The sequence below is a fragment of the Sphingobium chlorophenolicum genome, from assembly GCF_000722875.1.
GTDB classification, from domain to species: Bacteria; Pseudomonadota; Alphaproteobacteria; order Sphingomonadales; family Sphingomonadaceae; genus Sphingobium; species Sphingobium chlorophenolicum.
In genome coordinates this window covers 43,659-50,483 of sequence record NZ_JFHR01000036.1, presented here as the reverse complement: position 1 = coordinate 50,483, position 6,825 = coordinate 43,659, and the positions used below count along the sequence as shown (strand labels likewise).

General features: G+C 65.7%; 6 protein-coding genes. 5 read left to right on the top strand and 1 reads right to left on the bottom strand.

Annotated features, from left to right (window positions below):
* Positions 1-102: 102 nt before the first annotated feature.
* The gene (locus BV95_RS14910) at positions 103-996 is read right to left on the bottom strand and encodes a LysR family transcriptional regulator (RefSeq protein WP_037453498.1); all 894 of its coding nucleotides are present in this window, start codon (positions 994-996) and stop codon (positions 103-105) included.
* Positions 997-1,084: 88 nt separating this feature from the next.
* Between BV95_RS14910 and BV95_RS14905 the strand changes: the two genes are divergently transcribed.
* The 5 genes from BV95_RS14905 (at position 1,085) to BV95_RS14885 (ending at position 6,825) form a co-directional block, all read left to right on the top strand.
* Positions 1,085-1,795, top strand: a complete 711-nt coding sequence (locus tag BV95_RS14905; RefSeq protein ID WP_037453494.1) for a CoA transferase subunit A — start codon at positions 1,085-1,087, stop codon at positions 1,793-1,795.
* Positions 1,792-2,445 (top strand): CoA transferase subunit B, encoded by a 654-nt coding sequence (locus BV95_RS14900; protein ID WP_174544431.1) that lies wholly within the window; start codon positions 1,792-1,794, stop codon positions 2,443-2,445. Before BV95_RS14905 ends, BV95_RS14900 begins: the two co-directional genes overlap by 4 nt.
* Before the next feature lie 422 nt (positions 2,446-2,867).
* Positions 2,868-3,653: a tetratricopeptide repeat protein gene (locus tag BV95_RS14895; protein WP_051749802.1), complete on the top strand. Its 786-nt coding sequence runs from the start codon at positions 2,868-2,870 to the stop codon at positions 3,651-3,653.
* Positions 3,650-6,451: a response regulator gene (locus tag BV95_RS22780; RefSeq protein WP_051749801.1), complete on the top strand. Its 2,802-nt coding sequence runs from the start codon at positions 3,650-3,652 to the stop codon at positions 6,449-6,451. The genes BV95_RS14895 and BV95_RS22780 overlap by 4 nt, the downstream gene beginning before the upstream one ends.
* Positions 6,448-6,825 (top strand): Hpt domain-containing protein, encoded by a 378-nt coding sequence (locus BV95_RS14885; protein WP_037453488.1) that lies wholly within the window; start codon positions 6,448-6,450, stop codon positions 6,823-6,825. Before BV95_RS22780 ends, BV95_RS14885 begins: the two co-directional genes overlap by 4 nt.

Here is a 6,825-nt window from a genome sequence, read left to right as displayed (position 1 = left end):
CCCTTCCCGTAGCGCCTGCCCCTCCCCCAGCGCCCGACATGCCTGCGCCGTCCGTCATCCGGACCATCGACCCCAATCAGGCCGCCGCGCCGAATTGAGGTGTCAGGCCGGTCCCAGGCGGAGCGCCCCGGCCCGAATGAATATGGCGTTGATCACCGGATCATTGTCGGACACGCGCTTCGCCACATGGAAATCGATGGGCGCGAGGGGCGGCATCCCCTCCAGTTCGACCAGCGCGCCGCTGGTCAGGTCGTCGCGGGCCATGGGTTCGGGGAAAATGCCGATGCCGCCGCCGGACTTGGCGATGTCGATCATCATCCGGGCATTGTTGCACAGGTTGAGCGACTGGTGCGCGATCCGGGAGGCGGCGATCGCGTCGCGCATCCGGCCGTAGATCGGCGAATGGCTGGCCAGCGACCAGATCGGGATGGCGCGATCCAATGCGCCGCCATGGAAGGAGGCGGCGACGGCGGGGCTGGCCAGCCAGGCCAGGCGCACCGATCCGATGGGGTGCGACTGGAGCGCGGGATGTGCCAGCGGCCCGGCGGCGAAGGCGATGTCGGTGCGGCCGACCAGCAATTGCTGGATCAGATTGGCGGTCAGGTCGATTTCCAGTTCCAGGCTGACATGCGGCATGTCCGCCTTCAGGCCGGACACGAAGGCCGGAAGGCGACTGGCGGCGGCGATCTCCCCCGCGCCGATGCGGACCACGCCGGTCGCCTCCTCCAGCCCGCCGCAGCGCAGCAACATGCTTTGCAGATCGGCCCACAGCGGCCCGCAATCGCGCACAAGCTGGCGTCCGGCGGCGGTGAACGACATGGTGCGGCCTTCGCGGCGGAACAGGCGGGCGCCCAGATGGCCCTCCAATTCCCGGACGCGCGCGGAAATGGCGGGCTGGGTCGTGTTCAGCCGTTCCGCCGCGGCGGCGAAAGTGCCCAGCCGGTCAATCCACAGCAGGGTCTCAAGATGGAAGAGGCCGATGCGATTGATAGACATTCATTTTGATTAGAGCAAAAAACAAATCATTAGAAATGATAAATCCTTTCCGTCAGAGTGCCGCTCTTCCCCCAAGGAGAGCGAGCTGATGGTCAAAAAACTCTATTCGGATGCTGCGAGCGCGTTGGAGGGTTTGCTCTTCGACGGGATGCATCTGTGCGCGGGCGGTTTCGGGCTGTGCGGAATTCCGGAGCGGCTGATCGACGCGATCCGGGATTCGGGGGTCAAGGATCTGACCATCGCCTCCAACAATGCCGGGATCGACGGCGAGGGGCTGGGCAAGCTGCTGCGCACGCGGCAGGTGAAGAAGATGATCTCCAGCTATGTCGGCGAGAATAAGGAGTTTGAGCGGCAATATCTGGCGGGCGAGCTGGAAGTGGAATTTTGTCCGCAGGGCACGCTGGCGGAGCGGTGCCGGGCTGGCGGCGCGGGGATTCCGGGCTTTTACACCAAGACGGGCGTTGGGACCGCCGTTGCCGAGGGCAAGGAGGTCAAGAATTTCGACGGGCAGGATTATATCCTGGAGCGCGGCATTTTTGCCGATGTGGCGATCGTCAAGGGCTGGAAGGCCGATGAGAGCGGCAACCTGATCTTCCGCAAGACGGCGCGCAATTTCAACCAGCCCATGGCGACGGCGGCGAAGATCTGCGTGGCGGAGGTGGAGGAAGTGGTGCCGACCGGCAGTCTCGATCCCGATGCGATCCACCTGCCGGGCATCTACGTCAAGCGCATGATCGTCGGCGCGCCCTATGACAAGAAGATCGAATTCCGCACCGTTCGCCAGAGGGAGGCTGCATGATGCCCCAGGAAAGCAAAGGCTGGACGAGGGACGAGATGGCCGCGCGGGCGGCCAAGGAATTGCAGGACGGATTCTATGTGAATCTGGGCATCGGCATTCCGACGCTGGTGGCGAACCATATTCCGCCGGGCGTGGAGGTGACGCTCCAGTCGGAAAACGGCATGCTGGGCATCGGGCCTTTTCCCTATGAGGGGGAAGAGGATGCGGACCTGATCAATGCGGGCAAGCAGACCATCAGCGAATTGCCGCAGTCGGTCTATTTCTCCAGCGCCGACAGTTTCGCGATGATCCGGGGCGGGCATATCGACCTGACCGTGCTGGGCGCGATGGAAGTCGCGGAAAATGGCGACATCGCCAACTGGATGATCCCCGGCAAGATGATCAAGGGCATGGGCGGCGCGATGGATCTGGTCGCGGGGGTGAAGAAGATCATCGTCGTGATGGAGCACACGTCGAAAGACGGCAGCCCGAAGTTCATCCCGGCCTGCACGCTGCCGCTGACGGGGAAGAATGTGGTCGATATGATCGTCACCGACCTTGCCGTGTTCCAGCGGCCTGACCATGACAGTCCGTTCCGGCTCATCGAATGCGCGCCGGGCGTGACGGTGGAGGAAGTCGCGGCAAAGACGAGCGCGCATTATACGGTTTAGGGCGCGTGAATGATTGGAATGCCGGGGAAGGGCTGATTTGGGTGGGGAGCGGACCTATCCTATTCCTCCCCATCGGGAGATGGGGAGGGGGACCAGCCGAAGGCTGGTGGAGGGGAATGGGGCACGACCTGCGAATTTCCCCTCCACCACCGCCTTCGGCGGCGGTCCCCCTCCCCACGCTGCGCGTAGGGAGGAATTGATGTCCGCTATTGGCCAATTCCCGGTATTCCGAATTTGTCCGCGCGCCCAGGACCACTCTATGCTGGATTGAAGCGGAACAGGGCGACGCGCTGAGGCGCTATCCCAAGGACGCCATTGCCGTCCCTGCAAAACGGCGAGCCTTCCGGTCTCTTCTGGGTTAACATGCCGTCAGCCCATCCGTGACGGACTCGATCCGGCATGGCGGGCCGGAGAGGTGTCATATGTGGCGCCGGAGCAGAGAATGGGGCCCCGAAAGGCAGGGGGCGGGCGCGCTCGCCGCTGTGGGTTTCCCTTGTCCGCGATGGGCGCTGTTCTTCTGCCTGCTGCTTGTTCCCCTGCCATGTCCGGCGGGGCCGTTCGAGGATGCCGCCGCCGCCTATCGGCGAGGCGACTATGCCGACGCCATGCGCCTGTATCAGTCGCTGGCGGACGACGGCGATCCCCGCGCGCAGAACAGCCTGGGCCGCATGTATTTGCGCGGCCAGGGCGCGAGCCGGGACTATAAGGCGGCGATGAAATGGTTCCGCCGGGCCGCCGCGCTGGGAGTGGCGGACGCCCAATATAATCTGGGCGAAATCTATCTGCGGGAATTCGGCGTCGATCAGGATCTGGTGGAGGCGGCGCGATGGTATACCAGGGCCGCCGAACAGGGCCATGTCGGCGCGCAATTCACGCTGGCCGTGCTCTACATGATCGGGCAGGGCGTCAGCCGGAGTCCGTTGAAGGCGGTCTATTGGTTCGAACGCGCCGCATCCCAGGGCAGCGCGGAGGCGCAGGTGCAACTGGGCATTATCTATGGCGCGGGCCAAGGCGTGGCCCGCGATTCCGTGGTCGCCTATAAATGGTTCGCGCTGGGTCAGGCCAATGCCCGCGAGCCGAAGCTGCGCGCCAAGGCCAGCCAGAATATCGGCCGCCTGTCGCGGGGCATGACGCCCGCGCAGATCGCCGAAGCGCAGCGGCAGGTCCGCGAATGGCAGCCCGTTCCAGCAAGGGGCGGCCAGTCATGAGCGGACCGGCCCCCTCCCCCCTGCCCTCCGCCAAACCCAAGGCGTCCAGCGGCCGGAACTGGCTGAAGGGCGGCGCGCAATATGGGTTCGCCCTGATGGTCGGGATCGTCAGCCTGCTGCTGACGCTGGGCGTTTGGCAATGGCTCGTGCTGGGCCAGAGCCGGTCGACCGAAACCGAATTCACGCTGGAGGCCGAACAGCGCGCCGAGGGCATCAAGCGGCAATTCTTTTCCGAAACCAGCGTGATGCGCGCCCTGCTGGGATATTATCGGGCGTCGCAGAATGTCGCCCCGGAAGAGTTCAGGGCCTTTGCCAAAGTCTATCTGACCGGCCTGTCCAGCCTGGATTCCGTGCAATGGGCGCCCCATGTCCCCGGTGGGGAGCGCCGGGACTGGGAGGAAAGTAGCGCGGCCTTCCGCTTCACCCAGGCCGACGCCCACGGCATGGCCGTTCAGGCGGAGCGGCGCGGCAGCTATTTCCCCGTCGTCTACGCGGAATCGGCCATGGACGGTACGCCGGAGATGCTGGGTTTCGACTGGGGATCGGACCCGTTCGCGCGCGCCGCGATGATGGCCGCCCGCGACAGCGGGGAGATCAACGCAGCCGCCCATATCCGCCTGCCGCCTATGGCCGACGATACGCCCCGCATCGCCCTGTTCGCCCCGGTCTATGACGGCGGGGAGCAGGTCGCCGTGGATCAGCGCCGCAAGCATCTCAAAGGGTTCGTCGTCGCCGTGCTGCGGATCGGCGACGTGGTCCAGGGCGCGATCGACCTGATGCCCCGGAAGGGCGTCGACCTCTATCTGCTCGATTCCTCCGCCCCGGCGGCGCAGCGGGTGCTGTTGTCGATCATGGCGCCCGGCAGCAAGGCGAAGCGAAAGCCGGGCGCCGGTCCGGCCATGGATTCGGGGTTGTTCCATTCCAGTTCGCTGGTGATCGGCAACAGCGTCTTCACCATCTACACCGCCGCGACCGACGCCTATGGCGACAGGCGGGCGGCCACCACGCCCGCCATCGCATTGGCGGGCGGGCTGGCCGTCACGCTGATCCTCTTCATCTACCTCGTCTCCCTCGCCAACCAGCGGGCGCGCACCGAGCAGGTGGTGGCGCAGCGCACGGCGGAACTGCGCGGCGTCAACATGCGGCTGGAGGAGCGGACGATCCAGCTGGAGGAATCCGAAACGGAATTGCGCGCCGCCAAGAACCGGGCGGAGGAAGCCACCCGCGCCAAGAGCCAGTTCCTGGCCAATATGAGCCATGAGATACGCACCCCCATGAACGGCGTCATCGGCGCGTCGGAATTGCTGAGCGACACAAGGCTGAACGCGTCGCAGCGGGAATATTTGGCCATGATCACGCAGTCGGCGGACGCCCTGCTGCACCTGATCAACGACATTCTCGACTTTTCGAAGATCGAGGCGGGGCGGCTGGAACTGGAGCATGTCGCCTTCAGCCTGCGCGACGAACTGGCCGACACGTTGCAGGCCTTTGCCGGGCGGGCGACCGAAAAGGGGATCGAACTGGCCTGCCATGTCGCGCTGGACGTGCCCGACGCGCTGGAGGGCGACCCGCACCGGTTGCGGCAGGTGGTGATCAACCTTGTCGGCAATGCGCTGCGCTTCACGGAGCGGGGCGAGGTGGTCATGGACGTGGCGGTGGAGCGGATGGAGGATCAGCAGGTCCGGTTGCGCTTCGCCGTCAGCGATACGGGGCCGGGCATCGCGGCGGACAAGCGGAAGCTTATCTTCGAGGCTTTTTCGCAGGCCGACACATCCTTCACCCGGCGTTTCGGCGGCACCGGCCTGGGCCTGACCATCGCGTCGCAACTGGTGCAGTTGATGGGCGGGCGGCTGGAACTGGACAGCAGCGTCGGCCGGGGCAGCGTCTTTCATTTCACCATAGCCTTCGCGCTGGCGCAGGGGGAACCGGCCCATCCACCCGCAGAACAGCCCTCGCTGCACGGCCTGCCCGTGCTGATCGTCGACGACAACGCCACCAACCGGCGCATATTGGATGAGATAATCCGCGGCTGGGGCATGAAGCCGCTGGCGGTGGAGAGCGGCCCCAAGGCGCTGGCCGCGCTGCGCAACGCGGCGGGGATCGGCCGTCCGCTGCGGCTGGTGCTGCTGGACATGATGATGCCGGACATGGACGGCTTTGCCGTCGCGAAGGAGATAGCGCGGAGCGGCGGGGACGAACGCCCGGCGGTGATCATGCTCTCCTCCGCGCAGAAGGATGAGATGGCCCGCCGCAACTGGGCGACCGGCATCGCCGCCTTCCTGCTGAAGCCGGTGCGCCAGTCCGAATTGCTGGAGGCCATTTTCGCCGTGCTGAAGGTGACCGTGCGGGAGGAAACCGCCCCGCCCGAACCGGCGCCGCACGACCGGCCGTCGCTGCACGTGCTGGTGGCGGAGGATAATGCCGTCAACCAGCGGCTGGCGCTGCGCCTGCTGGAGAAGCGGGGCCATCGGGTGAAGATCGTCGGCGACGGTGCGCAGGCGGTGGAGGCGCTGGCGCAGGACAGTTTCGACGTGGTGCTGATGGACGTGCAGATGCCGGAAATGGACGGTTTCCAGGCCACCGCCGCCATTCGCGAACGGGAACGCGGCACCGGGCAACATATGCCCATCGTCGCGATGACGGCGCATGCGATGCGGGGCGACCGCGAACGATGCCTGGCGGCGGGGATGGACGATTATATCTCCAAGCCGTTGCGGGCGGAGGATTTTTACGAGGTGGTGGAGGGACGGTTCGCCAGCGCGGCGAAGCCCCATAGCGAGGAAGGTTCCGGGCCATGAGCACGCTTCTTGATTGGGCCAAGGCGCTTCAGAACGCCGATGGGGACGAGGGCCTGCTGATTGAACTGGCGGGCGTCTTCATCGACGAATGTCCGGAGATGATGCGGCAGGTCCGCGCCGCGATCGACCGCAGGGATGCGCGGGAGCTGCGGCGGGCCGCGCACAGCCTGAAGGGGTCGGCGCATATCTTCGCCGCGTCGGAAGCGGGAGCCGCCGCCTTCCGCCTGGAGGAAATGGGCGCGGACGGCAATTTCCGGGATGTCGAGGACGGCTGGACCCTGCTGCGCTTCGAGGTCGAAAGCCTGCTGAGCGAACTGATCGCGCGGGTGGGCGACCGCAATCCCGATGAGACCAGGGACACGCAAAACTCTTGA